Source organism: Moorena sp. SIO4A1, from assembly GCF_010672065.1.
In the GTDB taxonomy this organism is placed as follows: domain Bacteria; phylum Cyanobacteriota; class Cyanobacteriia; order Cyanobacteriales; family Coleofasciculaceae; genus Moorena.
Genome location: NZ_JAAHHX010001026.1, coordinates 1 through 1,070 on the forward strand (window position 1 = coordinate 1; position 1,070 = coordinate 1,070).

At 47.6% G+C, this 1,070-nt stretch carries 2 protein-coding genes; both read left to right on the forward strand.

The genetic code is table 11. From position 1 onward, the window contains the following. Positions 1 to 331 (forward strand): aspartate 1-decarboxylase (locus F6K53_RS44985; protein WP_293087610.1); only part of this gene is annotated, 331 nt, incomplete at its 5' end. Between the two features lie 47 nt (positions 332 to 378). Then, positions 379 to 1,070, forward strand: a 692-nt coding sequence (locus F6K53_RS44990; RefSeq protein ID WP_293087613.1) for a gamma-butyrobetaine hydroxylase-like domain-containing protein, incomplete at its 3' end; no start/stop codon positions are given.

Sequence of the window (1,070 nt, forward strand, 5' to 3'; positions counted from 1 at the left end):
TGGCAATCGCTGGTCAACCTATGTTTTGCCAGGAGAAGCAGGTTCAGGAAAAATTTGTCCCAATGGAGGGGGAGCGCTACTGTGCAAAGAGGGAGATACCTTGATTATCTGGGCAAACGAGCAATGCGATCGCGCTGAAATTTTGACTAGCGGACACCAAGCGCGGGTACTGATTGCTGACGAAAACAACTGCTGTCAGGAAGTTTTTTACCAGACTCTCACCCCTACACTCACCGCTAATGGAGAGACACTGGAATACAACGGCTATCAAACCACTAACGGCAAACAATTGACGTCTCAGTCAAAGGTAATGGTGGGGGCTGAAGCCTAGTTCTCAAATAAATGGAAACCAAGTAAGACAAAGGATAAAGGTGAAACATGACAACCCTACTTCGGCAACTCAAAGCCGCTTTTCGGATCGAATCAGTTGCAGTGACCAACAACGGTGTACAAGTCACTTGGAAAGATGGTCATCACAGCTTTTACCATAATCTCTGGCTGCGGGATGCTTGCCACTGTCCCGAATGCTTCCAGCGGGATACATTGAGCCTTAACAGCTCAGAAGGGGAAGGACATGACCCCCTGAAAATGCCACTCAATCCCATCACTGAAGCGGTCAAGGTCGATCGTGAAGGCAATTTGGATATAGTCTGGGGCGGTCAAGAACCTGGACATCACAGTGTATTCGATCCATCTTGGCTGCGAGTTCACTGTCAAACAGACCCCGCCCTCAAACAGCGACGAAAACCCCAACTGTGGGATTCATCAGTGTCCATCCCTCATTTTGATTACCACGAAGTGATGAAAGACGATTGGGCACTGTTGCTGTGGTTGGACAAGATGCTGGAATTGGGAGTAGTCATCATTGACAACGTCCCCAAGAATCGAGAAAGTTTTCAGGCACTGATAGAGCGGATTGGACCGATCCAAGAACGATATCATCCCACCCATATCTTTACGTTGGATACAGCAAACAAACTGGCAGGAAATATTCACCACGCCTATCAGTATATGAAACGTTTAGATAATCACACAGACCATGTATCTTACAACGTTCCTCCCAGACTGCA